Source organism: Steroidobacter denitrificans (assembly GCF_001579945.1).
GTDB classification, from domain to species: domain Bacteria; phylum Pseudomonadota; class Gammaproteobacteria; order Steroidobacterales; family Steroidobacteraceae; genus Steroidobacter; species Steroidobacter denitrificans.
In genome coordinates, this window is sequence record NZ_CP011971.1 from 2,296,228 (window position 1) to 2,322,778 (window position 26,551).

A 26,551-nucleotide genomic window follows, 5' to 3' on the forward strand; every position below is an offset into this window, starting at 1 on the left:
CGTCTCGTCGGCCGGCGCCGGTTGGATCGCGTCACAAAAGCAGCTTCAAGCCAAGCAGGATCGCCGCTGCGAAAATACCCGCGATGATGTCGTCCAGCATAATTCCGAGTCCGCCGGAGAGTCTGTGATCGGCCTCCCGGATCGGCCAGGGCTTCAAGATATCGAACAGGCGAAACAGGATGAATCCGCCGGCCAGCCAATACCATTCATACGAAGCTGCCAACATGGTCACGGAAAATCCGACGATCTCGTCCCAGACGATACCTGGATGATCGTGCGCTCCGAGCCGGCGGGCACTTTCACCACAAATATGAATGCCGGCGAGGGCCGCACCGATCGTGCAGACGGCATGTACCAGCAAGCCGAATTGCATCACGAAGGCCACGATGGGAACTGCGACCAAGGTGCCAAAGGTGCCCGGCGCCCAGGGGCTCAATCCTGCGCCGAAACCGAACGCCAGCAAATGAACGGGCTGGCGCAACAAACGCGGCTCGAGGCGTGGGCGCCGGCGCAGATATCTATCCAGATTCATGAGAACGACAGTCTCACGCGAGGGATCTCACGCATCCTTCAGGCATAGCGCGATGAACATGAGGCGGTGACATCGTGGGAGCCATCGATGCTCATGGCGGATCGATAGTCACAGTTCATGCTTCATGGCGCGGCAAAATGATCGTAGCCACCCTGGGGCCGGTCGTCCTGCCGCCGCTGATCGCCGCTCGACGGTAGCTCGAAGGGTTGCCCCTGGCGCAGACACTGCACACCCTGGCCGGCGCACATGACGCCGATGCGCCTCACTTGCGGCAGCGTCTCTCCCGCGGATGATGCCGCCGCGGCCGGAACAGCGGCCAGCGCCGCTTCCAGGGCTGCCAGGCGCGAGGCCGGCACTGTGAACAGCAATTCGTAGTCGTCGCCGCCCGCCAGGGCATGGCGTAGACAGGCGTCAGGAGGAAACAGCGTCTCCAGTGCTGTCGAGCGCGGCAGGGCATCGACGTCCACATAGGCAGCACAAGCACTGGCCGCACACAGCTTGCGCAGGTCCGCCAGCACACCATCGGAGACATCCATGGCAGCGCTGGCAATGCCGCGCAGCAGCCGCCCCAGCGCAATCCGCGGCACTGGCCGCAGGAAGCGTTGCTGCAATCGGGCCGCAGCCTCCCCTTCCAGCCGCTGCTGCATCGCCGCCAGGCCGCCGGCCGCCTCCCCTGGCACTCCGGAAAGCATCAACAGGTCGCCCGGACAAGCGCCGGCGCGGCTCAACCAGCCATCGGCTTCCACCCAGCCGGCCACCTGGACGGTCACTACCCGCGGACCGCGTACGGTATCGCCTCCGACCAGGGCGACCGCGTGGCGCTGTGCCAGTTCGAACAGGCCGGCTGAAAAGCCCTCCAGCCAGCCTTCATCCGCCTCGGGCAGCGACACGGACAGAGTCATCCAGGCCGGTTTCGCCCCCATCGCCGCCAGATCGCTCAAATTGACGGCCAAGGCGCGATAGCCGATGTCGGCTGCAGACGTACCAGGCAAAAAATGTACGCCTTCAACGATGGTATCCATGGCGACGACCAGCTTGTGTCCTGGAGCGATGTCCAGCACAGCAGCGTCGTCACCGATCCCCAGAAGCACATCGCCCCGATGCACCGGGCGGGTGAAATAGCGCGCAATGATCTCGAATTCGCCCATGCCTCTGATGCTCGTAAACGTAGGCGACGGCGGCAAGCCGTAATACCGGCTACACCTCCGCCGTGCGTATGCCACGGGCGGCGCGATCCAGTACGGCGTTGACGTACTTATGCGCATCCGTGGCGCCGAAGCGCTTGCACAGCTCGACCGCCTCGTTGATGATCACCCGATAGGGAATCTCGATGCGATGCTGCAGTTCATAGACGCCGATCATCAGGATTCCCGCCTCGACCACATCGAGCTGTTGCAGCGGCCGGTCGGCGCAATCCGTCAGTGCGGCACTGATCTGCGTCTGGTTGCCAATACAACCATCGAGCAATTCGGCGAAGTATTCCGCATCCACACCAGCGGATTCATCGCCTTCGAGCAGTTGTTCCTTGATCAGCGAACCCGGCTGTCGAGTCAGCTGCCACTGGTACAAGCCCTGCATCGCCAGCCGGCGCGCGATCGAACGTCCACGGGTACCGCGCGCCGGCTTTCGGTTCCGCATCAGTTCTCGATTCGGCGCAGCAAGTTGGCCAGTTCCAGCGCCGTGATCGCCGCATCCGCCCCCTTGTTGCCGGCCTTCGTACCGGCGCGCTCGATCGCCTGTTCGATGGTATCGGTGGTGAGCACGCCGAAGGCGACCGGAATCCCGGTATCCTGCGCCACGCGGGCCAGCCCGCCGGCACATTCGCCGGCCACATAGTCGAAATGCGCTGTCGCACCCTTGATCACCGCACCCAGTGCCACCAGCGCATCATAGCGCTGAGTCTGCGCCAGCCGGCGCGCCACCAGCGGCAGATCGAACGCTCCCGGCACCCGGATGATCTCGATCTGCTGATCGCCGGCGCCATGGCGTCTGAGCGTATCGACCGCGCCATCCACCAGCCGCTCCACGATGAACTCGTTGAACCGCGAGGCGAGGATGGCGAAACGCAGCTCGCGGCACTGCAAGTCACCTTCGATTGTCTTGATGGAATCCATGGTCGCTGCACGCATCAGGTGGGAAGGTAGGGCTGGGACATGCTCGCACCGCCGGCGAGCAGGATATAGACCTGTCCCGATCCGCGGTGCCGGCGCTCAGTATAGCGGATCGCTGCGGATCCCATGATGTGGGCGCTCTTCGCCCCCGCGACGGCCGGTGGCCGCGGCCGCGGCGCTGCAGAAAGTGCAGCGCATGCTTCGTGCCGACTCAGCGATCCACGTATTCGACCACTTCCAGATCGAATCCCGACAAGGCATGCATCTGCATGGGCGCCGACAACACCCGCATCCTGCCTACACCCAGATCGCGCAGAATCTGGGCGCCGATACCATAAGTCCGAAGCACCTTGGTTCCCGCCTCGTGGCGCGACACAGGTTGTGCGGCGGCGAGCATACCCGCCGCGGCATCGGCTGCAGCGCCGACCGTGGCAGATTGACCGATCGCCCTGACCGCATCCATGAAATCACGCGGCGTTTCATCCGGCCGCAGCAGAACCAGGACGCCATTGCCTTCCTGGGCGATGCGCCGCATTGCCGAGCGCAGCGGCCAGCCCAACGTCTGATCATGGATACCGACCACATCGCCCAAGGTATCGCGCAGATGCACGCGTACCAGCGGGATCTTCTCCGGGCTCAACTCACCCGCGACCAGCGCCAAGTGTACGGTGCGATTGACATGATCCTCATAGCACAGCATGCGAAAAGACCCGAATTCGGTTTCGATAGCCTGCTCGGCGATGCGCTCCACGGAACGCTCCTTTTCCAGGCGATAGCGGATCAAATCGGCAATCGTTCCCATTTTCAGCTGGTGCTGCCGGGCGAATTTTTCCAGATCGGGCCGGCGCGCCATCGTGCCGTTGTCGTTCAGGATTTCCACGATGGCGGCGGCAGGCTCCAGTCCGGCCAGCCGCGCCAGGTCACATCCGGCTTCCGTGTGCCCGGCACGGGTCAATACACCGCCGGCCTGCGCCATCACCGGAAAAATATGTCCAGGCTGATGCAGATCCTCGGGACGGGCATCCTTGCGCACCGCCGCCAGGATCGTCTGGGCGCGATCATGGGCGGAAATACCCGTCGTCACACCCTGTGCGGCCTCGATCGAGACCGTGAAGTTCGTTCCATGGCTAAGATGGGTCTCGCTCACCATCAACGGCAGGCGCAGTTGCCGGCAACGCTCATGAGTCAACGTCAGGCAGATCAGGCCGCGCGCATAACGCGCCATGAAGTTCACGTCCTCCGGCCGCACCAACTCGGCGGCCATCACCAGATCGCCTTCGTTTTCACGGTCCTCGTCGTCCATGATCACGACCATGCGCCCGGCGCGCAGGTCATCCAGAATTTCTTCGATCGAATTCAAGCTCATAAAGGTGCCGCAAGTCTTTCCACGTAACGCGCAATGATATCGACTTCCAGGTTCACGCGGGCGATCCCGTCGTCGGTGCCGCCCGAAAGCCGGCCCGATGCCCGGCTCAGCATCTGATCCGATGCCTGTTCAGGCGCCTGACCCGGCGTCTGATTCGACATCCGGCCCAGCATCCGGCCCAGGCTGGTGACCTGTAGCGTATGCGGAATCAGGTTCACGCAAAAACGCGCGCCATCGACTTCGTTCACCGTCAGGCTGATGCCGTCGATACACACCGATCCCTTGCGTGCAATGTAGCGAGCCAGGGCGGCGGGCACTTCGAACCACGCACGCAGGGAGCGCGCCTGCGCTTCGGTGGCCACCACGGTGGCAATGCCGTCCACATGCCCGGTGACATAATGACCGCCCAGCGGCTGCCCGGCACACAATGCCTTCTCCAGGTTGACCGGCTGGCCGATGCGCCACTGGCCCAAAGTAGTCACCTCGAGCGTCTCCACGGAAACATCGGCGGCGAATACATCGCCCTCGATCCGGGTCACGGTCAGGCAGCAGCCGCTGACGGCGATGCTGTCGCCGAGGGCGACGCCGCCCAGATCCAGGCCCGGCGCCGCGATGGCCATCTCCACGTCACCGCCGTGGTGCGTCTGCATCGAGCGCAACTCGCCGATGGCTTGGATGATTCCGGTAAACATGGGTCGATCTCGGGATATTCAGCGACAGGATTGAAAACAAGAATTCGGCGACCTGCCGTCAGACATTCGTCGCGCTGCCAGCGCTCGTTCGCAGCACCAGCTTGGCGTCCGTACCGATGCGCGACAGCGCCTGCAACTCGAAACGGCGAGCCTCCTCAAGGCGCTGCAGAGCCGGCAGGACCGCCATGGCCCGGGCATCTCCACCCAGGACCATTGGTGCATAGTAAATGATCCATTCATCCACCATGCCCTGATGCAGCAGGCTGCCGGTCAAGGTCGGGCCCGCCTCGACCAGCACGTCATTGCATTGCCGACGCCCCAATTCGCGCCATACCTCCCGCAAGTCGAGCCTGCCCTGCGCATCCAGACCAATACCGATGCATTGTGCGCCGGCCGCCTGCAGCGCCTCAAGCCGGGCAGCGGCCGCGGCACCGGGAAGCAGGTTCGCGGCGGAGGTCATCACCAGGGTTTCTCCGGCCATCTGCAGCATGCGCGCCGCTGCCGGCAGGCGCAGTCCGGTATCCAGCACCACCCGCAGCGGCTGGCGACCGCGCAGTTCGATCGCCGGATCCCTTACATTGAGTTGCGGGTCGTCGGCCAGCGCCGTATCGATGCCCGTCAGCACCGCGCTGGCCTGTGCACGCAGCCGCTGGACATCGGCGCGCGCCTGCTCGCCGGTGATCCACTGGCTGACGCCGTTAGCCAGTGCGACGCGCCCATCCAGACTCGCCGCCACCTTGACGATCACACGCGGCAAGCCCGAACGCATGCGCTGCTCGAACCCCAGGTTGAGTTCGCGCACCTCCGGCTCCAGCAGCCCCGAATGCACCTCGATGCCGGCCGCACGCAACTGGCGCACTCCCTCACCATGCACCTTGGGATTGGGGTCCAGCGCCCCGCAGAATACCCGCGCCACGCCCGCCCGAATCAGCGCCTCGGTGCATGGCGGCGTACGTCCCTGGTAGGAATGAGGCTCCAGGGTCACATAGCAATCGGCACCGCGCGCCGCCGCGCCGGCCGCTTGCAGCGCGTGCACTTCGGCATGCGCCTCACCCCATTTGAGATGGCTGCCCTCGCCCACGATCCGGCCTTCATGCACGATCACGCAGCCCACACGCGGATTAGGATGATTGCTGTAGCGGCCTTGGCCCGCCAGCTCGATCGCATGGCGCATCATGCGTTCATCGAATGCGGTGAACACGCGTCTTACTTCCTCTTGCCCGCATCGTCCACAGCCCACAGGGCCAGCTGAATCTCCTCGGCCTCGCGACTGCGGCGATGCTGCATACGCTCGATCTCCTCGCGGAAGGCATCGATGTCCTGGAAGCTGCGGTACACGGAGGCAAATCTCACGTAGGCAACTTCATCCAGGTGGTGCAGCTCGTCCATCGCCAGCTCACCCACCAGCCGGGAAGCAACCTCGCGTTCTCCGAGCGAGCGCAGCTTGTTGCAGATATGCACGATCGCCGCATCCAGCGCCTCGCTGGCGACCGGGCGTTTCTCGAGCGCCTTCAGCAAGCTGCTGCGCAGTTTCGACTCGTCGAAGGGTTCGCGGCTCTCATCGCTCTTGATGATGCGCGGCATGACCAGTTCCGCCGTTTCGAACGTCGTGAACCGCTCGCCGCATTGCAGACACTCCCGCCGCCGGCGAATCTGCTGTCCCTCGCCCGCCAGGCGGGAGTCGATGACTTTGGTTTCCTCATGACTGCAGAATGGGCAGTACATGTCACCTGCTACCCGCAGAGCGCTGCGAGTCTGGTTTCAGCCATATACCGGGAATCGAGCGCACAGCGCCTGCACCTTGCCGCGCACGGTTTCCACGGCCGCGTCGCTTAAACCGGCATCCAACACATCGGCGATCCATCCTGCCAGATCGTTGACCTCGGCTTCCTTGAAACCGCGCGTGGTCGCCGCCGGTGTACCGATACGCAGACCGCTGGTCACGAACGGCGAGCGCGGATCGTTTGGCACCGCGTTCTTGTTCACGGTGATATGTGCGCGGCCCAAGGCTGCATCCGCGTCCTTGCCGGTGATGTTCTTGTCGACCAGATCGATCAGGAACAAGTGGTTGTCCGTCCCGCCCGAGACGATCTTGAAGCCACGCCGCATCAGCGTACCCGCCATGGCGCGGGCGTTCGCCAGCACCTGCTTCTGGTAAACCGTAAAGTCCGGCTGCAGCGCCTCCAGCAGCGCCACGGCCTTGGCGGCGATCACATGCATCAGCGGACCGCCCTGTGTGCCCGGAAACACCAGTGAATTCAGTTTCTTGTGGATCGCCTCATGCGGGCGCGCCAGGATCAGTCCGCCGCGCGGACCCCGCAGGGTCTTGTGGGTCGTAGTCGTCACCACATCCGCATGCGGCACCGGATTGGGATAGATGCCGGCGGCGACCAGACCCGCCACATGCGCCATGTCGACCAGGAAGTACGCCCCCACCTCATCGCTGATACGGCGGAATCGCTCCCAATCCACCACCCGCGAATAGGCCGAAAACCCGGCGATGATCAGGCGCGGACGATGCTCCCGCGCCAGGCGCTCGACCTGAGCATAGTCGATCTCACCTGTAGCTGGATCCAGACCGTACTGCACCGCCTTGAACAGCTTGCCGGAGAAATTCACCTTGGCCCCGTGGGTCAGATGACCGCCGTGGTCCAGGCTCATGCCCAGAATCGTATCGCCTGCTTCGACCAGCGCCAGGTAGGCTGCGGCGTTGGCCTGCGATCCCGAGTGAGGCTGCACATTCGCATAGGTCGCGCCGAACAGCTGCCTGGCACGATCGATCGCCAGTTGCTCGGCGACATCGACATGTTCGCAGCCGCCGTAATAGCGCTTGCCCGGATAACCCTCGGCGTACTTGTTCGTCAGCACCGACCCCTGCGCCTCCAGCACGCGCGGGCTGGCGTAATTCTCAGAGGCGATCAGCTCGATGTGGTCTTCCTGGCGGCGGCGCTCAGCCTGGATGGCGGCCTGAAGTTCGGGATCGAACTCTGCGATGGTCGAATTGGCGGCGAACATGAACTACCTCGGGATGGCGGTCCGGGGATTGTACCACCCGTCACTCGCTATCCAGGAATGCCTGCACGACACCCGTCCAAGCCTCGGCCAGATTACGCCGATTGTAGCCCCCGCCTCCCATACCCACGACCCGGCCATGCCCGAGCCCATCGGCAATCGCGCACAGCCGCGCCGCCGCGTGGGCATGCGCCCGGACACTGAAGCGCAGCGACGTGAGCGGATCACCGGCCACACTGTCGGCGCCGCACTGGAATAAAATGAACTGCGGCTGTCCGGCCCGCAGATAAGCCTCCACTCGCTCCCACGAGGCCAGGAAATCACTGTCATCCGCATCAGGCGGCAGCGGTAGATTCAACTTGGTGCCGCGGGCGGCGCCGATTCCGGTCTCATGAGCGGCGCCGGTACCGGGATACAGAAAGCGGCCATCCGCATGCAGATCGGCATACAAGACATCCGGATCGTCCTCGAAAGCGTAGAATATGCCATCGCCGTGATGCGCATCGATGTCGACGTAGGCGATGCGCCGCAGACCGTGCCTACGCCTGAGCATTTCGATCGCCACGCCGCAATCGTTGAACACACAGAATCCCGCCGCCTGGTCGCGTGCCGCATGATGCAGGCCGCCGATGGGAATGAACGCGCGGCGCACTTCCCCCTCCATGACCGCATCCACGGCATTCAAGGTGCCGCCGACCACATAGCTCGCCGCCTCGAACAGGCCCCGCCAGGCCGGCGTATCGCCTCCGTCAAGATAAGCATGGCCGCCGGCCGAACGCTCCCGCACCTGATCGATGTATTCCGCCGTGTGAAAACTCTCCAGTTCCTCGCGGGTGGCGGCACGGGCAGCGCCGCAACGCACCCGCCCGTCCAGGCCGCGCGCGTGCAGTTCGCGCATGAATGCCTCGTGACGATCGGGTCCGAAAGGATGTCCGCCACCGAAACCATAGCGCGCGATCTCGGCGCCACATATCAGCAGGACACCGCTACTCACGTCATCACCGGCCTGTTGAGTTTCATGAAACCACCGCAGCCTAGCATGAGGATTCATGAACCGCCGGAAACGATCCGCGCGAAATGCCTCGGGATCCCGGCGCAGGCCGGGAGGGTGGCCGGAGTAAGCGGGGTGGTCAGGTGGCCCGCGGTGACCGATCCATACCGACACGGGTTAGGTATCATGCGCTCCCTTTAGGATCCGGCGGCAAACTCTCGGGGCGCCTGCCCGGGCCGTCTGCCGAGGCAGCCGGCCGCACTGCCCCTTCGAGGAGGTATTTCGAGTCAATATGGCCCAGTTCATCTACACCATGAATCGCGTCTCCAAGGTGGTGCCGCCCAAGCGCGTCATCCTGCGGGACATATCGCTGTCGTTTTTCCCTGGGGCAAAGATCGGCGTGCTCGGCCTGAACGGCTCGGGCAAATCCACGCTCCTGCGCATCATGGCCGGAGTCGATCAGGAATTCGATGGCGAAGCCCGTCCTCAGCCCGGTATCAAGATCGGCCTGCTCGCACAGGAACCCGAGTTGGATCCCGACCAGGACGTACGTGGCAACGTCGTACAAGGCGTCGCCGAAATCCAGGCACTGCTCGATCGCTTCAACGCTGTCTCGGACCAGTTCGCCGATCCCGATCTCGGCGAGGAACAGATGAATAAATTGCTGGAAGAGCAAGCCAAGCTCCAGGACGCCATCGATGCCAACGGCGGCTGGGAGCTGGGGCGCAGACTGGAAGTCGCTGCGGATGCACTGCGGCTGCCACCCTGGGATGCCGATGTCACCCGGATTTCCGGGGGCGAACGCCGCCGCGTCGCTCTGTGCCGGCTGCTGTTGTCCCAGCCCGACATGCTGCTGCTGGATGAGCCCACGAATCACCTCGACGCCGAGTCGGTGGCCTGGCTGGAGCGTTTCCTGGAAAACTATCCCGGCACCGTGATCGCCGTGACGCACGATCGCTACTTCCTGGACAATGTCGCCGGCTGGATCCTGGAACTCGACCGCGGTCACGGCATCCCCTGGGAAGGCAACTATTCTTCCTGGCTCGAACAAAAGGAAAAACGCCTGGCCGTGGAAGAAAAACAGCAGGAAGGCCTGCGCAAGACCCTGGCGCGAGAGTTGGAATGGGTGCGCGCCAATCCCAAGGCCCGCCAAGCCAAGAGCAAGGCCCGTCTGCAGCGCTACGAGGAACTGGCCTCCCAGGAATTCCAGAAACGCAACGAAACCAACGAGATCTACATCCCGCCGGGCCCGCGCCTGGGCGAACTCGTCATCGAGGCGAACGGCCTGCGCAAGGGTTTCGGCGATCGCCTGCTGTTCGACAATCTCGACTTCAACCTGCCCGCCGGCGGCATCGTCGGGGTCATCGGACCCAATGGCGCCGGCAAAACCACCTTGTTTCGCATCATGACCGGACAGGAAACACCGGATGCCGGTGAGCTGCGCATCGGCCCCTCGGTACAGCTGGCCTATGTGGATCAGTCACGCCAGGCGCTCGATGATGCCAACACCGTCTGGCAGGAAATTTCCGGCGGTCTGGATATGATCCGAGTCGGCAACTACGAGACTGCCTCGCGCGGCTATGTCGGGCGTTTCAATTTTCGCGGCGCCCAGCAGCAACAGCACATCGGCGAGTTATCCGGCGGCGAACGCAATCGCGTACATCTTGCCAAGGTGCTCAAGAGCGGCGGCAACGTAATCCTGCTCGATGAACCGACCAACGATTTGGACGTGGAAACCCTGCGCGCGCTCGAGGAGGCCTTGCTCAATTTCCCCGGCTGCGCGGTCGTGATTTCGCACGATCGCTGGTTCCTGGACCGTATCGCCACTCACATCCTGGCGTTCGAGGGCAACAGCGAGGTGACCTGGTTCGAAGGCAATTACGCGCAGTACGTGGAAGATTTCAAGCGCCGCAAAGGCGATGAAGCCGCCACGCCACGCCGGATTCGCTACAAAAGGCTGGATGCCTAGGAACGGCACTGTCCATGGCTGCCGACGCAATCGCCATCCTGCTCGCCCTGTTCGGCCTGCTGCTGCTGACGCTGAGCTGTCAGCGGCTGCTGCGCGCCCGCTTTTTCGCTGCAGGCGGCAGTGCGCTCGCCGGGCTGCTCATGCTGGCCGCTGCCGCAGTGTTTTTCGTTTTGTCCACGAATCTTCATACCTATGCGCGCCTGACACACGAGGAGCCCGTCGCGCAGATCGTGTTCGAGGCACGCGGCCCGCAGCGCTTTCGCGCCACCCTCGCGCAGATTCCCGGCGGCGAGATGCAAACCTTCATGCTTGCCGGGGACGAATGGCAGTTGGATGCACGGATATTGAAGTGGCGGGGCTGGGCGAACCTGCTCGGGCTGAATGCCCGCTATCGCCTGGAACGGATGAGCGGTCGCTATCGCGACATCGAACAGGAGCGTCACAAGGAACGAACGGTTTACGCCCTGAGTGAAAATCCCGGACTGGATCTGTGGCGCCTGTCGGCGAACTACCCGCGCCGGCTGCCCTTCGTGGATGCCATGTACGGCAGCGCCGCCTATCTGCCCATGGCCGATGGAGCACGCTTTGAGGTCTCGATCACCGCCGCCGGCCTGATCGCCCGTCCGATGAACGAAGCGGCCGGCAGCGCCGTGGACACCTGGGCGCTCCCTGCCGCACGGACGGCGCCGCGGCGGCCCTGAATCGCCATTCCCCCGCTTCTGGATGCCTGGGTTGGGGTCTGGGGCTTGGGTTGGGGTCGGCGCGGGACGCTGCGGGCCGGCATCGACCCATATGCAGCTACCCTACCCAGGCACGCACATTACGCCAGATTTGCATCCAGGGACTGTCTCCGCCGCTGTGATCATTCCATTCCTCGGGATACCAGGAATGCTGTACGGCTCGGAACACCCGCTCCGGATGCGGCATCAGCAGGGTTACCCGTCCATCCGGAATGGTGATCCCCGTCAGCCCTCCAGGCGAGCCGTTCGGATTGGCTGGGTAGCGCCGCGCCGGCTGCCCGTGGTTATCCACGAAGCGCATCGATATCAGCCCGTCCGCCGCCAGCGTCTCGGCGTCCTGCGGACGCTCGAAACAGGCGCGGCCCTCGCCATGCGACACCACGATGGGCAGGCGTGAACCTTCCATGCCCGTGAAAAACAGCGACGGCGACTTCACGATCTCGACCAGACTCAATCGTCCCTCGAACTGCTCGGAGCGATTACGCACGAACCGCGGCCAGTGCTGCGTGCCGGGAATCAGTTCACGCATCGCCGACATCATCTGGCAGCCATTGCACACGCCCAGGGAGAAGGTGTCGGAGCGATGAAAGAATTCGCTGAACATGTCGCGAAGGCGGGCATGGAACAGGATGGATTTCGCCCAGCCCTCTCCAGCCCCCAGGACATCGCCGTAGGAAAAGCCGCCGCAGACCACCAGTCCGCGGAAATCCTCCAGTTGCAGACGGCCGCTGCACAGGTCCGTCATATGTACATCGAAGGCATCGAAGCCCGCCCGATGAAATGCGGCGGCCATTTCAGCGTGGCTGTTGACACCCTGCTCGCGCAGGATGGCGACCTTCGGTCGCGCCCCGGTGGCGATGTGAAGCGTCTGCCGCGCCTGGGCTGCGGCCGTGTCGACATCGAAGCTCAACCTGACATTCAGGCCGGGATCGTCGGGATCGACGGCCGTTTCAAATTGTTCGCGGGCGCATTGCGGATCATCGCGCAGTTCCATCATGCGCAAGCTGGTCTGTGACCAGGCACGATGCAAGTCCACTCGCGACTCGTCCAGCAACACTGAATCGCCAGCGCGAATGCGCAGGCGATCACCGGCCGTCGCCTCGCCGAGACGACGTGCAAAACATGCGACGCCGTGCTGTTGCAGGATTTCACTCACTGCCTCACGGTTCGCATCGCACAGCTGCAGCACCGCGCCGAGTTCCTCGCTGAACAAGGCGGCCGCACCGCCCGCCGCGCCGAGATCGACTTCGATGCCGCAATGACCGGCGAAGGCCATTTCCGTCAAGGTCACGAACAGCCCGCCATCGGACCGGTCGTGGTAAGCAAGGAGGAGTCCCTGAGCGCGCAAGTGGGCGATAGCGCCAAAAAATCCAGCCAGCCGCCGCGGATCGTCGCAATCCGGTGTTTCGCGGCCCAGCCGACCGTACACCTGTGCCAGGCAGGATCCCCCCAGGCGGTCGCGGCCTGCTCCCAGGTCGAGCAGCCAGAGTGAACTCGGACCGCGGTCCAGCCGCAGTTGCGGCGTGAGCGTACGCCGCACATCGATGACCGGCGCGAACGCGGACACCACCAAGGACAGCGGTGCCGCCATCGTGCGCGTACCTTCCGTGGTGTTCCAGCGGGTCTTCATGGACAGCGAATCCTTGCCGACCGGAATCGTGAGACCCAGTGCCGGACAGAACTCCTCGCCCACTGCCCGCACGGCCGCATACAAATCGGCATCCTCCCCGGGTTCGCCGCAGGCTGCCATCCAATTCGCGGACAAGCGCACTTCCGACAGGGCCGCGACGTCGGCGGCGGCCATGTTCATGATCGCCTCGCTGACCGCCATGCGAGCCGATGCGGCCGCATTCAGCAAGGCCAGGGGCGGCCGCTCGCCCAAGGCCATGGCCTCACCCGAGTATGAACTGTAGTCGCTCAAGGTCACCGCGACATCGCTGACCGGAACCTGCCAGGGTCCGACCATGGGATCGCGACTGATCATTCCACCCACCGAACGATCCCCGATCGTCACCAGGAAGCTCTTGTCGGCAATCGCGGGAAAGCGCAGCAGACGATAGGCACTCTCGCGAATGTCGAGCGAGGTCGTATCGAAGTCATCGCCCAGGGGCGGCAACGTGCGCACCTCGCGGATCATCTTCGGTGCCTTGCCCAGGATCACCTCCAGCGGCAGATCCACCGGTGCGGCATCCAGCAAGGCATCGGCAAGCTTCAGCCAGCCATCGTCGGTGGTTTGGCCCACGACTGCGAACGGACAACGCTCACGCTCACAGAAGGCCGCCACCTGCGCGACCCGGTCGGCCGCCACGACCAGCACATAGCGCTCCTGCGCCTCGTTGCACCACAGCTCCAGCGGCGACATGCCAGGCTCGGCGGAGGGTATGGCGCGCAGATCGATACGGCCGCCACGGCTGCTATGCGCGATGGATTCCGGGATGGCATTCGACAGACCGCCGGCGCCGACGTCATGAATCAGCAGAATCGGATTGTCCTCGCCCAGCGCCCAGCACTGGTCGATCACTTCCTGGGCCCGGCGCTGGATCTCCGGATTGCCGCGTTGCACCGAGGCGAAATCCAGATCCTCCGTGCTGGCGCCGCTGCCGACCGATGAGGCTGCCCCGCCGCCCAGCCCGATCAGCATGGCCGGCCCGCCCAGCACAATGATTTTTGCACCGGCCGGGATATCGGCTTTCTCCACATGCATGCGCCGAATATTGCCGAGGCCGCCGGCGATCATGATCGGCTTGTGATAGCCGCGCAGCCGCGGCCGCGAGGTGTCCGTAGCTGGGGCGCCGCCATCGCCCGCAGCCGTGTCGGCAGCACCGTTCGCGGCGGCGGCCTCGATCTCGAAAGTCCGGAAATAACCCAGGATGTTCGGACGTCCAAACTCGTTGTTGAACGTCGCCGCGCCGATCGGACCTTCGAGCATGATGTCCAATGCCGAGGCAATGCGCGCCGGGTACCCGTGGTCCTGCTCCCAAGGCTGCTCGAAGCCCGGAATCCGTAGATGCGACACTGAAAAGCCGGCCAGACCGGCCTTGGGACGCCCGCCGCGCCCCGTGGCGCCTTCATCGCGTATTTCGCCGCCGGAACCCGTCGCCGCACCGGGGAAAGGCGAAATCGCCGTGGGATGATTGTGGGTCTCGACCTTGATCAGAATGTCGATCGGCTCGTCACGATACCCGTAGCGATGCGTATCGGCGTCGGCAAACCAACGGCGTCCCTGCGGTCCTTCGATGACCGCGGCATTGTCGCGATAGGCGGACAGCACGCCCCGGGAGTTGCGGACATAGGTGTTTTTGATCATCGCGAACAGCGATTTCGGCTGCGGTTCGCCGTCGATGACCCACTCGGCGTTGAATATCTTGTGCCGGCAATGCTCCGAGTTCGCCTGCGCGAACATCATGAGTTCCACGTCGGTCGGATCCCGGCCAAGGCGAGTGAAATTGTCCACGAGATAATCGATCTCGTCCGCAGACAGGGCCAGCCCGAGGCTTTCGTTCGCCGCAACCAAAGCGGCCCGCCCGTGTGCGCCCAGGCCGATGGTGGCCAGCGGCCGCGGTGCCTCCTGGGTAAACAGGCATTGCACATCCTCCGGCGAAAACACCGCCGTCTCGGTCATGCGGTCGTACAGCATGGGCGCAAGCTGCCGCAGCAGCTGCGCATCCAGTTGCTCTGTCGAGCTATCGAAGTTCGTGCCGCGCAGTTCATAAGCAATACCGCGCTCGATACGAACGACCCCCGTCAGGCCGCAGACTCGAGCAATATCGCTTGCCTTGCTCGACCAGGGAGAAATCGTGCCGGGACGCGGAATCACCAGGATGGGTGCCTCGCCAATGGCGGCCGGCTCGCCGCCGCCGGGAATGCCATGGCCCAGCAAGGCTGCCAACACGCTGCGCTCCTGCGGCGTCGGCTCACGCTGCACCTGCACGAAGTGCACGAAACGGGCATGCAAACGCCGCACGCTCGCACACCGCTTCTGTAGGGCGGCAAGAAGCCGGGTGGTGCGGAACTCCGCAAGTGCAGGTGCGCCGGGCAGTATCAGCATCGTGGGGCCAACCGATTCGCGCGCTCGGGCGCGGCATGGAGAGCTGGGAGCGGGCGCGAATCATAGCGGAAACCTGCCACGGGTGCCCGCGGCACCCTCCTCGACAGCCCCTTCCGGGAATGCCGGATCATCGCTGCGCCACTTTGCGATCTGCTCAAAGACTCCCCGTTCATGGTTCGTCGTTCATGGCGAACAGGTCCGCTCGATGCCTGTGCCGGCGGCCATGAATTCCGAAGGCACGGCCGGTACAGGCATCGAGCGGACCTGCTACCCGCCGAAAGGGCTTGAACCGGACTTCTGAACGCGGGGAAACCCGGCGGCCTACTTCTTGTCGCCCGGGGTATACATGGGCATCGGGAACGGCGTCACATTCGAGCCCTCCATCGTGCTGACCTTACTGATGCCCTGCTGACGTACCTCGTCAACCCGCAGCACGGAATGCAAAGGCAGATATGTGCGCTTGACGCCTTCGAATTCGGCCTTCACCTTCTCCTCGGAAGGGTCGACGACGACCGCCGAACGCTCCCCGAAGACGATATCCTCGACCTCGATGAAGCCGAACAAGGCGCCATGGCTGACCTTGCGGGCGTAAATCTCGTAGACCTTGCCCTGATTGACGAATACGACCTTGAAAATGTGACTGGCTGCCATCTTGATCCTGAGCCGGGTTGATACTCTGGAAGCATATTACATAGCGCGTGCTATGCGTCAGCTTTAAGGCATTCCCTCACGCTTCGTCAATGGCACTGAAACTCCGCGTCATCAGCGATCACTACAAGGTGCTGGGCAAGGCAGGCTCCCGCTTGTTCGGCGTTACCGGCGGACGCATCGGTCGCGCGCAGGATAACGACTGGATCCTGCCGGATCCCGATCGCTATATTTCCGGCCATCACTGCAAGGTCAGCTTCCAAGCCGGCGAATGGCTGCTGGAGGATACCAGCACCAACGGCGTATTCATCAACGGATCCGATATGCCGGCCTCCGTCGCCGGCGTTCATATTCTTCAGGACGGCGATCGCCTGCGCCTGGGGGACTACGAGATCATCGTCAGCATCGACACGCGCAACGACTTTTCTCCCGATGCCAGCGGCCAGATGCCTATACCGCCGCGTGCACAGGACGCTGCGACAGTCCGGCCCGACGAGGATCTGGGCGAGGAGTTGGATCTCACCGACCTGCTGGGCAGTTCCAAGGTCGCCGAAGCATCGGCGTTGTCGTCCTCCGCGACCCACGGCACACACCCACGCGGACAACCGTCCGTCCTTGCTACGCCTGTTACCCGCAAGCCGGCACCAGCCGTCTCAGGCATCGACACCGTACTGGATCTCGCCAAGGCTCTGTATCCGGACGAGCGTCCGTCTACATCTCGTCCGGCGGTTCGTACCGCGGCGCCTGCGAAGAGTCCGACCCGGTCTCCTCGTGCTCATCTTGCATCCCTGCTGAACGAGGATCACGGCGATGCGCTGCCGCGTACCGCCGCTCAGGCAGGCAAGCCGGACGACTGGCAGATGCAGACCCGGCCGTACGATCTGAGCACCCTGTCCTCGATCCGTTCGCCGTCCGCTCTGGCGCGCCCGCCGGAGGCACCACGGCCAAGCCGCAACACCGATGCCGGCGCAGACCCCGGTGCAGGCCCTGCTGCAGGCCCTGCTGCAGGACTGGAGGCCTTCTGCCGCGGTGCGGGGATCGATCCGGACAGCCTGCCGTCCGATAGCGAAAACGCCTTGCTGACGATTGCCGGGCAAATGGTGCGTGAGGTCGTGGTCGGCCTGATGGACGTGCTCAAGGGCCGCGCGGATCTCAAGAGCCGGCTGCGCCTGAGTCAGACGACGATCCAGCCCGGCGATAACAATCCCTTGAAGTTCTCGGCCAGCGTCGACGAAGCAATGATGAAATTGCTCGACTCGCACGGCAGCCGGTACCTCGGTCCGATCGAGGCCATTCGTGATTCATTCACGGATCTGCGCACCCACCAGGCGGCACTGTCGGTGGCCATCCAAGCGGCGATCGACGAAATCATGAATCGCATCGAACCTGCCGACCTGCAGGATCGATTCGACCGCGGCCTCAAGCGCGGTGCATTGCTGGGCGCAGCCAACAAAATGAAATACTGGGATCTGTACGCCGAGTTCTATCACGTGCTCAACCAACGCAACGAACAGGGCCTGCCTACGCTATTCGCCGAAGAACTGGCGCGCAGCTACGAGGAACGGGCCGCGCAAAAGAAGCGTTAGCGCTAGCCCGGATATCTCACCGCTAGGGGGTGCATCGAGGCTGTGATTGGGTAAAACTTGTTTTACGACGACGAGTTAAGACCCAACCACAGGAGTCCCCGATGCCGACACAGTGTAACGCTGAACAACTGCAATTTTCATGTGTAGAACGCCGCCGGGTGGTGGCGGCATTTGACGGCGGCACGGTCAGCTCGGATGCCGGCGCATTGCTGCTGGGCAAGTGCGATGAAGCGATCGGATTGATCGATCGGCTGGCGGGGTGTTTTGTCGATTCGCGCGATCCGAACCTAATCGAGCATACGGTGAGGACGCTGATCGGGCAGCGCGTGTTCGCGATGGCGCTAGGGTATGAGGACCTGAACGACCATGACAGTCTGCGCCATGACCCAGTGTTCGGCGCCTTGTTGGGCAAGCTTGAGCCGAAGCGTCGCGGCGATTGTGCGGCGCTGGCGGGCAAGAGCACGCTGAACCGTCTGGAGTTGCACGCAGCGCAAGGCATCAGCCGCTATCACAAGATCCGCCCCGATACACAGGCCATCGAGGGGCTGTGGGTGGATCTGTATCTGGATGCCCACCACGAGGCGCCCAGCGAGATTGTCCTGGACCTGGATGCCACCGATGATCCGCTGCACGGTCATCAGGAAGGCCGATTCTTCCATGGCTATTACGACGGCTATTGTTATCTGCCGCTGTACATCTTTGCGGGCGAGCATCTGCTGTGTGCGAAGCTGCGTCGCTCGAACATCGATGGGGCCGCCGGGGCGCGCGAGGAAGTCGAGCGCATCGTGGCGCAGATCCGCCAGCGCTGGGGCGCGGTGAAGATTATTCTGCGCGCCGACTCGGGCTTTTGCCGCGAGGAGCTGATGAGCTGGTGCGAGCAAAACGCGGTGGATTATGTGTTTGGGCTCGCCAGGAACGCCCGCCTGGTGCGCTCGATCGGCGCCGAGTTGCAGGCCGCGGCGGCCGAATCACGCGAGACGCAGCAGTCTGCGCGGCGCTTCAAGGAACTGGTGTATCGAACGCGCAAGAGCTGGTGTCGTGCGCGACGCGTGGTGGCCAAAGCGGAACAAACCGGGGATAAAGCCAACCCGCGCTTCATCGTGACCAGTGTGTCGATGCGGCAGTGGCCAACGCGCGCGCTGTATGAAGAGTTTTACTGCGCCCGTGGGGAATGTGAGAACCGCATCAAGGAAGCGCAGCTGGATCTGTTCGCCGATCGACTCTCAACCGCCACGTTCCGGGCCAATCAGTTGCGCCTCTGGCTGTCCTCGGCTGCCTACGTGTTGATGCACGCGCTACGTCGTATCGGACTGGCTGGCACTGCGCTCGCACGTGCCTGTGCGAACACCATTCGACTGCGATTACTGAAAATCGGCGCTGTCGTCACCGTGAGCGTGCGGCGCGTGAAACTTGCCATGAGTGAGGCCTGTGCAACCCAGCGCGAGTTCATCGCAGCCTTCCACGCCTTGAGCGCTGCGGCGCGATAAACCGCACCCCCACGAACCAGACTGCCTCAACGTTGCACCATCGCCTCGATTACCGCTCGCTCGCAGCGGCGGTATTCTATATCCAAAAATCCACCTCCTCATCGGCGCGCCGCGCCGCGCTCGTGCCTGCGCGATCGCGATAACTCTGACATGTGTTTATATACAGTTATGTCGGTCGGTGTGAGAAATGCGGGCTAGGGCCGGCGCCGCCCTGTGTGCAGGGACCGGCAGGTTGGATGCGAACTCATCGTGCTCCCAGGGCGGCCGCCGTGATGTCATGCTGAGCCTGCGGCCGCTCGGTCGCGACCCAGTCCAGGGTATCCATATAACCGCGGATATTGTCCACGAATCGTACGGGCTCCCAGCCGCGCGCATAGCCACGTTTGACTCGCGTATACCACTTCGCTTGTGTCAGCAGCGGCAAGTGCTCGCGTACATCGCTCCACGCATCGGGGTTTTTGCCATGCATCTGGGTCAGGATGCGCGCATCTTCCAGATGTCCCATGCCGACGTTGTAGGCCGCCAGCGTGAACCAGGTACGGTCGGGCTCCAGGATGCGCTTGGGAATCTGACTCCTGATCCACACGATATATCGAGCGCCGCCGAAAATACTCTCGCGTGGATCCAGACGATTCGCCACGCTCAGGCTACTGGCGGTTTCCTCGGTCAGCATCATCAGGCCGCGCACCCCGGTCGGCGAAGTAGCCGTCGGATTCCAGTGCGACTCCTGGTAGCCCACCGCGGCAAGCAGACGCCAGTCGATGCCGACCTCGGCGGCGGCTTCCTTGAACCAGTGCCGATATTGCGGCAGGCGCGTTTCGATATGTGCGATGAAATCGCGGGCATGAACGTAGTCGAACCGGTCCGTGCCTCCGTAATGGGCATCGAGAATGGACGCCAGACGTCCCTCTGCCCTGAGCGAGGAATAGAACGCGGTGACGCGCCTGAGCAGACTGGCATCGCGCGTATCCACGACCCAAGCCAGGGATTTGCCGCCCGACAAATCCAGCGCAATACGAATTTCCGGATGAAAAGAGCGGCTGATCGCGAATTCATTGGAATCCGCCACCGTGAAATCGAATTCGCGGCGTGACAGCCGGTACAGAAGTTCCTCGGTCTCCGCCGTCGGGTTCTCGACCCACGACAATCGCGGATGCGCGGCCCGCAACTGCTCCAGGGTCGCGGCATGAGAACTGCCGGCGACGACTTCGATATGGCCTCGGCCGGCCTGCTCCAGGCTACGTGGCCGCTGCTCCCCCTGACGGAAAATGAGATGTTCTCGTACCTGCTGATAGGGTGGACCGAAACTGGTGTGCTGCGGCAGGCGCACACCGCGCGTCAGCCCTGCGGCAGCCACATGAGCCCGACCGGACTCCAGTTCGCGCAGCACGTCGGCGACATTCGGCACCGAATACATATACAGGCGCACGCCCAGTTCGGCTGCGAACCGGCTGGCCAGTTCAAACTCGGGCCCCTGAGGACCTATCGCCCCCAGGTAGTAGGCACTGGGCAGATTGCGGGTCACGACGCGCAACTCGCCGGTCCGCATGATCTGCTCCAGTACGCTCGGGGGCTGTGAGCAGGTACTGAGCAGCAGTAGGGCAATGATGGCCAGGGTGATTTTCAATACGGCCGGTGCGTCGTCCAAAACGGCGGACAGATTACCAGCAAGCAGGATGGATGACAGCGAAGCGGAGCGCAGTGCCGAGATACCGACTGCCCGGAGCGGCCGGCCCTCGCCCCCGCCCTCGCTCAGCCATCGGCCGTGAGCGGCGATGAGACAAGGGTTACGGTCACTCGTCCCGCGTCGTGAACGAGCCGACTCACAAACTGGAGCGGCGATGAGACAAGGGTTACGGTCACTCGCCCCGGTGACTTCCAAGTGATTGATCTACAATGACCGCGTGGAACGACCGCCTGATTACAACGCGCACCACCGCGGCCACGACGCCGGCGATACCTCGCTTTTTCGAACAAGTTTTCCCATGATTTGGTGTAGAATCTGCACCAGTCGGCCTGGATCGCCGGCGGGTGCTGCTTTCCCGGCTGCATACGGCATGCGGACGCCCGCGAATGCCCTCGTAGAATCCGCCGCAGCGCGCTCTCCTGCCTGGCCGCCGATTCACGAACTTAGGCAATCCGCGCCGGCTGATATAAAATTGTTTCCTCGGCGGAGAGGTACCGAAGCGGTCACAACGGCACCGATTCGAAATCGGTTGAGGGCATTGCGTCCCTACGTGGGTTCGAATCCCACCCTCTCCGCCACTTCCTCTCGGCGCCTCCTCTCGGCGCCGGGCCGGAAAACCGGGAAAACTGGACCAACACATCGAAAAGACACAGTGTTACGCCCGGTGTTGTTTACACTGACCGAGTGATCTGAGATCTGCTTGACCGAATGATCTAAGACCCGCCACGACACTTCGGGGAGAGGCAAGGATGCCGCGACGCCTGCGCTTGCACATACCCGGCGCGTTTTACCACGTGACCTTGCGTGGCAACCATCGCCGAGACATCTTTTTCAAGGAAAACGACCAGCGAATCCTCTGCGATCTGATCGCAGAGGTCATCGAACGATTCGGCGCGCGGCTGCATGCCTATTGTTTCATGACCAATCATGTTCACTTGTTGATTCAAGTGGCCGATATGCCGCTGGGTCGGCTCATGCTGCATATCGCCGGCCGCTATGCGCGCACGATTCAAGTCACGTTGGATACCACCGGACACCTGTTCGAGAAACGCTATCACTCAGTGCTGGTCGATGCGGATGAATATCTACTCGAACTGCTGCGCTACATTCACCTCAATCCTGTAAGAGCGCATATGGTGGCATCACCAGATGACTACCCCTGGTCAAGTCATCACGTATACGCAGGCAAGCGCGAGGAATCCTGGGTCACGACCGACTTCGTGCTGTCGCGCTTTCATTGGCAGCGCAGCCAGGCAATGCATGCATACCGGCAGTTCATCTACAGCCACATCGGGCAGTCGACAACATCCCCGCTGGATGCGTGCAATCCGCATGATCATCGGATTCTGGGTGGCGATGACTTTGCCGCCAGAATGCTCGGCGACGCCTGGCACCCGTGTTCGCACAAAACACTGGAGGAGATCATCGGCGAGGCCTGTACGATTTTCTCGATCATGCCGGAACACCTCGTATCAACCAGTCGCGCAGCATCCCTGGTCAAAGCTCGTGCCTGGATCGCGTATCAGGCTATCACGCTACGTGTCGCCCCCTTGGCCAGGGTCGCTCGACGGCTCAACCGTGACGAGTCCAGCTTGCGGCATGGAGTCAAGCATCACTTCGGCGGTGTGTGACTTGTAATTATCCCGGTTTCCCGGCCCGGCACCGTTTAACATACTGCGTTTGCACTCGCCGGCACCGATTTTCCACAGGAGACACTCCATGGCGACTTCCATATACGACGTTCCGGTCAAACGGATCGACGGCAGCGATGCCTGTCTTGGCGACTATCGCAACAAGGTGTTGCTGGTGGTCAATGTGGCGTCCAAGTGCGGACTGACGCCGCAATACGCCGGTCTGGAGAAACTGTACCAGGACAAGCGAGCCGCAGGTCTGGAGATCCTTGCTTTTCCCGCCAACGACTTCAAGGAACAGGAGCCGGGTTCGGATGCCGAGATTCGCGAATTTTGTTCAAGGACCTACGACATACACTTCCCCCTATTCTCGAAGATTTCCGTGATCGGTGCCGATCAGCACCCGCTTTATGCGGCGCTGACATCGGCCCAACCGGCCGCCATTGGCGACGGTCCATTCCGCGAACGGCTCAAGGAGTACGGCATCGACACCGGCAAGCCGGCCGACGTGCTGTGGAACTTCGAGAAATTCCTGATCGACCGTCAGGGCGGCATCGTGGCGCGCTTTGCACCGGACGTCGCCGCGGACGATCCGCGGCTGACCACGGCGATCGATACAGAACTGGCGAAATAATGAAGGCTGATGAAAACGACAGCTCTCTAACCTGGGAAAGACTGGCGGGAGGGTTGGGATGACCTTGCCCAATACGTCTTTCGCCACAGGATTGCGGCGCGCTGTTACGCTCTGGGACCTCGTCGCTGTTTTGCTCATTCTCGGCGCGCTGATCCTGCTCGCACAGGGCAGCCGGGAACTCATGCAGCCCTTGCCCGAGCCCGGCTTCGGCGCCATCGATCTTGACCCCGCCGTTCTACCGAAATACGCGCTGCATACTTCGCTCAGAATGCTGGCGGCGATGGTGTTATCGCTTCTGTTCACTTTCACCTACGCGACTTGGGCGGCCAAAAGTCGGCGCGCAGAACAGGTGCTGATTCCACTGCTCGATATTCTCCAGTCGGTGCCGATCCTCGGCTTCATCTCCGTCTCGGTGATCTTCTTCATGTCGCTGGCTCCGGGACGGATGCTCGGCGCAGAAATGGCGGCGGTCTTCGCCATCTTCACCAGCCAGGCCTGGAACATGGCCTTCAGCTTCTACCAATCGCTGCGCACCGTTCCCAGGGAGCTCACCGAGGCATCGCACTCTTTCCAGCTCGGTCCATGGATGCGCTTCTGGAAACTGGAAGCACCGTTCGCGATGCCGGCGCTGGTGTGGAACATGATGATGTCGATGTCGGGCGGCTGGTTCTTCGTCGTTGCCTCGGAGGCGATCAGCGTCGGCGACACGACGGTGACGCTGCCAGGCATAGGTTCATATATTGCGCTTGCCATCGCGGGGCGCGATCTCGGAGCCATCTTCTGGGCGATCGCGACCATGCTCGTGGTCATCATGATCTACGACCAGCTGCTGTTTCGGCCGCTGGTGGCTTGGGCGGACCGGTTTCGCTTCGAACAGGAAACTGGTGCGACACCACCGGGTTCCTGGGTATTGACTGCACTGAGCCGTTCACGGCTCGTCGCGCTCGTCGTCGCGCCGCTGGCAAACATCTGGCGCAGAACCTACCGGGCATCCTCCGTACCGGATCACACGGCACCCTTCGGCCGCCGGGAAGCCAGGGCCAACTTGGCGGTATGGCTCGATCGGCTTTGGTACGGTGCAATCATTGCAGTCTGCCTCGTCGCCCTGTGGATGATCACCGGCTTCGTACTGGAAGGCGTGACATTGGCCGAGGTAGGAACTGCCGTCCTCTTCGGCCTCGCGACCATGGTGCGCGTCTTCGTGCTGATCGCGCTTGCCAGTATTATTTGGGTGCCGATCGGCGTCTGGCTCGGTCTGCGTCCGGGAGCCGCGCGCATCGCCCAGCCGATTGCCCAGTTCATGGCGGCGTTCCCCGCCAACCTCCTTTTTCCTTTGGCCGTATCGGCGATCGTGGTGCTGCGGCTCAATCCTGACGTCTGGCTGAGTCCGTTGATGATCCTCGGCACACAGTGGTATATCTTGTTCAACGTCATCGCCGGCGCATCGACCATCCCGAGCGAGCTGCGCGATATCGGCGCCAATTTGCGAGTCCGCGGCTGGTTGTGGTGGCGACGCATCGCGCTACCGGCGGTATTCTCTTTCTACATGACCGGTGCCATCACGGCTTCGGGTGGATCGTGGAATGCCAGCATCGTCGCCGAGATTGCAAGTTGGGGCGACACTACGCTCAAGGCCCACGGTCTCGGCGCCTACATCGCCGAGGCGACGGAGGCGGGAGATTTTCACCGTATCGTACTCGGGATCGCCGTGATGAGCGCCTTCGTCGTCATCATCAATCGGGCTTTCTGGCGTCCGCTCTATGCGCACGCCGAGCGTAAATTCCGTCTGGGCTGAAGGAAGAACGATGGATACCACTGCCTTGCTGGCCATTCAGGGGATCCGCAAGTCGTTCCGCAAGCCGGACGGCGGCGAGTTGCTGGTTCTCGACGGCATCGATCTCACCTTGAAGGAAGGTGAAATCGTCGGTCTGCTCGGACGCTCCGGCTCGGGCAAGTCGACACTACTGAGGCTCATCGCCGGGCTCTCCAGGCCGGCGGCCGGCTCCATCACCTATCTTGGCAATGCAGTGACCGCGCCGCCGCCGGGTATCGCCATGGTCTTCCAAAGCTTCGCGCTGTTTCCCTGGCTCACGGTGCTGGAGAATGTACAACTCGGTCTGGAAGCACTGAGGCTCCCACCCGAGGAAATTCGTCGCCGCGCCATCGAGGCGATCGACCTGATCGGCCTGGACGGCTTCGAGTCGGCCTATCCGCGCGAACTATCGGGCGGCATGCGCCAGCGCGTGGGTTTTGCGCGGGCGCTGGTCGTCCACCCCAACATCCTGCTCATGGACGAACCCTTCTCGGCACTCGATGTACTGACGGCAGAGACGCTGCGTACCGACTTCCTGGATCTGTGGTCCGAAGGCCAGCTGCCCATCAAGGGCGTGCTCCTGGTCACCCACAATATCGAGGAAGCCGCACTGATGTGCGACCGCATTCTCGTCTTCGGCAGCAATCCAGGCCGAATTCTGCAAGAGATCAACGTCGAGTTGCCGCATCCGCGTGCCCGTCTCGATCCCGCCTTTCGCGACTTGGTCGAGCGTATCTATGTGGAAATGACAACCAAGACAGCCGCACCTGCCGACAGACGGGCCGAGCGCTTTCCCGGTACGGGCATCGGCACCATCCTGCCCCCCGTCTCCACGAGTCTTTTGTCCGGTCTGCTCGAGGCTGTAGCAGCACCGCCCTATGAGGGCAAGGCGGACCTGCCGATCATTGCCGCAACGCTACAGATGGAAATCGACGATCTCTTCCCGGTTGCCGAGACCTTGCAGATGCTGCGGTTCGCCGAAGTGGCAGGCGGTGATATCAGGCTCACGGCGGAGGGACTGCAGTTCGCGGATCTCGATATCGATCAACGCAAGCGCCTCTTCGCCCGGCATCTTCTGAACTATGTCGCGCTCGCCGGCCATATCCGCTGCATCCTCGACGAGCGGCCGGAACATCGTGCACCTTGGAGCCGCTTTGCGAACGAATTGGAAGATCACATGTCGCCGGGCGCTGCCGAACAGACCTTGCGCGCGGTCATCGACCTTGGCCGCTATGCCGAGGTATTCGCCTATGACGACCATACACATATATTCAGCCTGGATGATCCATAGAGCCGAGCAGGAAGCAGGCGCTTGCGGCAGCTTCGATGACGGTAAAGCGTACCCCGATCCGAGTGAATCAGCACCCCTCACGGTCACCGTCGATGCACGGCCATCAGAATCGCATCGAGCACGAGCTCACAATAAATCATCGCACGACTGGCCCAATCAACGATCCGCCGCGAATAAAAATCCAAAACGACGACCAGATAGAGCCACCCTTGTCACGTGCGAATGCCGTACTCAACCGTCCGTGGAAATAGGGTAGAGTCCTACTGTCCTGCTTACCATGACAAACGTGTTATCAGCGATCGCCGGGGTAGTC

The 26,551-nt window shown here is 62.8% G+C and carries 21 protein-coding genes, 1 tRNA gene and 1 pseudogene; 9 read left to right on the forward strand and 14 right to left on the reverse strand.

The window, feature by feature from the left end:
• Window positions 1–31 precede the first annotated feature (31 nt).
• From ACG33_RS10470 to ACG33_RS10515, 10 genes are all read right to left on the reverse strand, one after another.
• Entirely contained in the window at window positions 32–532 is a 501-nt protein-coding gene (locus tag ACG33_RS10470) for a phosphatidylglycerophosphatase A family protein (RefSeq protein ID WP_066921008.1), read from the reverse strand.
• A 122-nt stretch (window positions 533–654) separates the two neighbouring features.
• Window positions 655–1,680: a thiamine-phosphate kinase gene (thiL, locus tag ACG33_RS10475; protein ID WP_083536746.1), complete on the reverse strand. Its 1,026-nt coding sequence runs from the start codon at window positions 1,678–1,680 to the stop codon at window positions 655–657.
• 49 nt (window positions 1,681–1,729) lie between these two features.
• Window positions 1,730–2,170: a transcription antitermination factor NusB gene (nusB, locus tag ACG33_RS10480; protein WP_066921010.1), complete on the reverse strand. Its 441-nt coding sequence runs from the start codon at window positions 2,168–2,170 to the stop codon at window positions 1,730–1,732.
• Window positions 2,170–2,661, reverse strand: coding sequence for a 6,7-dimethyl-8-ribityllumazine synthase (ribH, locus tag ACG33_RS10485; protein WP_322109159.1), 492 nt, complete (start codon window positions 2,659–2,661; stop codon window positions 2,170–2,172). Before ribH ends, nusB begins: the two co-directional genes overlap by 1 nt.
• Before the next feature lie 193 nt (window positions 2,662–2,854).
• Window positions 2,855–4,009, reverse strand: coding sequence for a bifunctional 3,4-dihydroxy-2-butanone-4-phosphate synthase/GTP cyclohydrolase II (ribBA, locus tag ACG33_RS10490; RefSeq protein WP_066921012.1), 1,155 nt, complete (start codon window positions 4,007–4,009; stop codon window positions 2,855–2,857).
• Window positions 4,006–4,701 (reverse strand): riboflavin synthase, encoded by a 696-nt coding sequence (locus ACG33_RS10495; protein ID WP_066921014.1) that lies wholly within the window; start codon window positions 4,699–4,701, stop codon window positions 4,006–4,008. The genes ribBA and ACG33_RS10495 overlap by 4 nt, the downstream gene beginning before the upstream one ends.
• Before the next feature lie 58 nt (window positions 4,702–4,759).
• Entirely contained in the window at window positions 4,760–5,902 is a 1,143-nt protein-coding gene (ribD, locus tag ACG33_RS10500) for a bifunctional diaminohydroxyphosphoribosylaminopyrimidine deaminase/5-amino-6-(5-phosphoribosylamino)uracil reductase RibD (protein WP_210399013.1), read from the reverse strand.
• Window positions 5,903–5,907: 5 nt separating this feature from the next.
• Window positions 5,908–6,426: a transcriptional regulator NrdR gene (gene nrdR, locus ACG33_RS10505; protein ID WP_066921016.1), complete on the reverse strand. Its 519-nt coding sequence runs from the start codon at window positions 6,424–6,426 to the stop codon at window positions 5,908–5,910.
• A gap of 36 nt (window positions 6,427–6,462) precedes the next feature.
• The gene (gene glyA, locus ACG33_RS10510; RefSeq protein WP_066921018.1) at window positions 6,463–7,716 is read right to left on the reverse strand and encodes a serine hydroxymethyltransferase; all 1,254 of its coding nucleotides are present in this window, start codon (window positions 7,714–7,716) and stop codon (window positions 6,463–6,465) included.
• A 40-nt stretch (window positions 7,717–7,756) separates the two neighbouring features.
• A complete protein-coding gene (locus tag ACG33_RS10515; RefSeq protein WP_066923216.1) occupies window positions 7,757–8,707 on the reverse strand; it encodes an arginase family protein in 951 nt (316 codons plus the stop codon).
• 289 nt (window positions 8,708–8,996) lie between these two features.
• Between ACG33_RS10515 and ettA the strand changes: the two genes are divergently transcribed.
• Both ettA and ACG33_RS10525 read left to right on the forward strand, forming a co-directional pair.
• Window positions 8,997–10,673: an energy-dependent translational throttle protein EttA gene (gene ettA / locus ACG33_RS10520; RefSeq protein ID WP_066921020.1), complete on the forward strand. Its 1,677-nt coding sequence runs from the start codon at window positions 8,997–8,999 to the stop codon at window positions 10,671–10,673.
• Between the two features lie 14 nt (window positions 10,674–10,687).
• Window positions 10,688–11,374: a hypothetical protein gene (locus tag ACG33_RS10525; protein ID WP_066921022.1), complete on the forward strand. Its 687-nt coding sequence runs from the start codon at window positions 10,688–10,690 to the stop codon at window positions 11,372–11,374.
• A gap of 97 nt (window positions 11,375–11,471) precedes the next feature.
• Here the strand turns inward: ACG33_RS10525 and purL are convergent, their stop codons facing one another.
• Window positions 11,472–15,461, reverse strand: a complete 3,990-nt coding sequence (gene purL / locus ACG33_RS10530) for a phosphoribosylformylglycinamidine synthase (protein WP_066921025.1) — start codon at window positions 15,459–15,461, stop codon at window positions 11,472–11,474.
• 321 nt (window positions 15,462–15,782) lie between these two features.
• The gene (locus ACG33_RS10535) at window positions 15,783–16,112 is read right to left on the reverse strand and encodes a DUF1820 family protein (protein WP_066921027.1); all 330 of its coding nucleotides are present in this window, start codon (window positions 16,110–16,112) and stop codon (window positions 15,783–15,785) included.
• A gap of 89 nt (window positions 16,113–16,201) precedes the next feature.
• Here ACG33_RS10535 and tagH point away from each other — a divergent pair, with 89 nt between their 5' ends.
• Window positions 16,202–17,695, forward strand: a complete 1,494-nt coding sequence (tagH, locus tag ACG33_RS10540) for a type VI secretion system-associated FHA domain protein TagH (RefSeq protein WP_066921029.1) — start codon at window positions 16,202–16,204, stop codon at window positions 17,693–17,695.
• Between the two features lie 101 nt (window positions 17,696–17,796).
• A complete protein-coding gene (locus ACG33_RS10545; RefSeq protein ID WP_066921031.1) occupies window positions 17,797–19,182 on the forward strand; it encodes an IS1380 family transposase in 1,386 nt (461 codons plus the stop codon).
• A gap of 244 nt (window positions 19,183–19,426) precedes the next feature.
• Here the strand turns inward: ACG33_RS10545 and mltF are convergent, their stop codons facing one another.
• On the reverse strand, window positions 19,427–20,830 hold the full coding sequence (gene mltF, locus ACG33_RS10550) for a membrane-bound lytic murein transglycosylase MltF (protein WP_066921033.1): 1,404 nt from the start codon (window positions 20,828–20,830) through the stop codon (window positions 19,427–19,429).
• Window positions 20,831–21,354: 524 nt separating this feature from the next.
• Between mltF and ACG33_RS10555 the strand changes: the two genes are divergently transcribed.
• From ACG33_RS10555 to ACG33_RS10575, 5 genes are all read left to right on the forward strand, one after another.
• A tRNA-Ser gene (locus tag ACG33_RS10555) sits at window positions 21,355–21,447 on the forward strand.
• Window positions 21,448–21,618: 171 nt separating this feature from the next.
• Entirely contained in the window at window positions 21,619–22,500 is an 882-nt protein-coding gene (locus ACG33_RS10560; RefSeq protein ID WP_066921035.1) for an REP-associated tyrosine transposase, read from the forward strand.
• 88 nt (window positions 22,501–22,588) lie between these two features.
• Window positions 22,589–23,134: a glutathione peroxidase gene (locus ACG33_RS10565; protein ID WP_066921037.1), complete on the forward strand. Its 546-nt coding sequence runs from the start codon at window positions 22,589–22,591 to the stop codon at window positions 23,132–23,134.
• 58 nt (window positions 23,135–23,192) lie between these two features.
• Entirely contained in the window at window positions 23,193–24,929 is a 1,737-nt protein-coding gene (locus ACG33_RS10570; RefSeq protein WP_066921039.1) for an ABC transporter permease, read from the forward strand.
• A gap of 10 nt (window positions 24,930–24,939) precedes the next feature.
• Window positions 24,940–26,238: an ABC transporter ATP-binding protein gene (locus ACG33_RS10575; RefSeq protein WP_083536750.1), complete on the forward strand. Its 1,299-nt coding sequence runs from the start codon at window positions 24,940–24,942 to the stop codon at window positions 26,236–26,238.
• An 86-nt stretch (window positions 26,239–26,324) separates the two neighbouring features.
• Here ACG33_RS10575 and ACG33_RS17160 read toward each other — a convergent pair.
• A pseudogene (locus ACG33_RS17160) lies at window positions 26,325–26,450 on the reverse strand (IS3 family transposase); the annotation flags it as partial.
• Window positions 26,451–26,551: the final 101 nt, after the last annotated feature.

Bases quoted from the DNA above. Each gene is read 5' to 3' on its own strand.
- ACG33_RS10470 (WP_066921008.1), bottom strand. From the start codon at position 532: ATGAATCTGGATAGATATCTGCGCCGGCGCCCACGCCTCGAGCCGCGT.
- thiL (WP_083536746.1), bottom strand. From the start codon at position 1,680: ATGGGCGAATTCGAGATCATTGCGCGCTATTTCACCCGCCCGGTGCAT.
- nusB (WP_066921010.1), bottom strand. From the start codon at position 2,170: ATGCGGAACCGAAAGCCGGCGCGCGGTACCCGTGGACGTTCGATCGCG.
- ribH (WP_322109159.1), bottom strand. From the start codon at position 2,661: ATGCGTGCAGCGACCATGGATTCCATCAAGACAATCGAAGGTGACTTG.
- ribBA (WP_066921012.1), bottom strand. From the start codon at position 4,009: ATGAGCTTGAATTCGATCGAAGAAATTCTGGATGACCTGCGCGCCGGG.
- ACG33_RS10495 (WP_066921014.1), bottom strand. From the start codon at position 4,701: ATGTTTACCGGAATCATCCAAGCCATCGGCGAGTTGCGCTCGATGCAG.
- nrdR (WP_066921016.1), bottom strand. From the start codon at position 6,426: ATGTACTGCCCATTCTGCAGTCATGAGGAAACCAAAGTCATCGACTCC.
- glyA (WP_066921018.1), bottom strand. From the start codon at position 7,716: ATGTTCGCCGCCAATTCGACCATCGCAGAGTTCGATCCCGAACTTCAG.
- ettA (WP_066921020.1), top strand. From the start codon at position 8,997: ATGGCCCAGTTCATCTACACCATGAATCGCGTCTCCAAGGTGGTGCCG.
- ACG33_RS10525 (WP_066921022.1), top strand. From the start codon at position 10,688: ATGGCTGCCGACGCAATCGCCATCCTGCTCGCCCTGTTCGGCCTGCTG.
- purL (WP_066921025.1), bottom strand. From the start codon at position 15,461: ATGCTGATACTGCCCGGCGCACCTGCACTTGCGGAGTTCCGCACCACC.
- ACG33_RS10535 (WP_066921027.1), bottom strand. From the start codon at position 16,112: ATGGCAGCCAGTCACATTTTCAAGGTCGTATTCGTCAATCAGGGCAAG.
- tagH (WP_066921029.1), top strand. From the start codon at position 16,202: ATGGCACTGAAACTCCGCGTCATCAGCGATCACTACAAGGTGCTGGGC.
- ACG33_RS10545 (WP_066921031.1), top strand. From the start codon at position 17,797: ATGCCGACACAGTGTAACGCTGAACAACTGCAATTTTCATGTGTAGAA.
- ACG33_RS10560 (WP_066921035.1), top strand. From the start codon at position 21,619: ATGCCGCGACGCCTGCGCTTGCACATACCCGGCGCGTTTTACCACGTG.
- ACG33_RS10565 (WP_066921037.1), top strand. From the start codon at position 22,589: ATGGCGACTTCCATATACGACGTTCCGGTCAAACGGATCGACGGCAGC.
- ACG33_RS10570 (WP_066921039.1), top strand. From the start codon at position 23,193: ATGACCTTGCCCAATACGTCTTTCGCCACAGGATTGCGGCGCGCTGTT.
- ACG33_RS10575 (WP_083536750.1), top strand. From the start codon at position 24,940: ATGGATACCACTGCCTTGCTGGCCATTCAGGGGATCCGCAAGTCGTTC.